The organism is Aureisphaera galaxeae (genome assembly GCF_028561275.1).
Classification (GTDB): domain Bacteria; phylum Bacteroidota; class Bacteroidia; order Flavobacteriales; family Flavobacteriaceae; genus Aureisphaera; species Aureisphaera galaxeae.
Window position 1 is genome coordinate 1 of the sequence record NZ_JAQQTF010000011.1, and the last position, 593, is coordinate 593.

Here is a 593-nt window from a genome sequence, read left to right on the forward strand (position 1 = left end):
TATTACGAGGATGACGGTGGACAGCCCGGTACCATGATCGGTAGCGAAGCGGGCGTTGTACCGACCTCGCAGGCCGTTGTGGGCAACAACTTCGGCTTCGACGTGAGCGAGACCGTGTTCGACATTACACCGTTCCTGTTCATGAGCCAGGCCGTTGACACCAATTACTGGGTGTCCGTGTCCGTGACCTCCTCTTCCGGTGGGATCACCGCTTGGGAAGTGTCCGGTGCCTCAGGTTCTGGAAGTTATGACTGTCTGAACTCTGCCGACGGTGGGGCCACTTGGGGGAACCCAGTTCCAGGTAGCGATGGTGTTTACACTTTCAGCGGGACCTGTGGGAATGGACTGTCGACCACACTTGACCTTGACTGTTCCAACCTTGGGTTGAACTTCGTTGATGTGACCGTGACCGACGATGCCGGTAATTCCTCTACCTGTACGGCCACCGTTGAAGTGTTCGACGTGACCGACCCAATCCTGATCTGCCAGGACGTGACCATCGAGATCGGGCCTGACGGGACCACCGAGATCGACCCAGAAGACCTCTTGGCCACTGCGCCGAGCACCTTCGAGGCCATGGTCATCGGTAGCGA

Annotated in this window: 1 protein-coding gene; it reads left to right on the top strand. The window is 58.0% G+C overall.

Annotation, left to right across the window (positions count from 1 at the left end; all coding sequences use genetic code 11):
* A partial coding sequence (locus POV27_RS16805; RefSeq protein ID WP_272863957.1) for a hypothetical protein occupies positions 1 to 593 on the top strand: 593 nt, incomplete at both ends.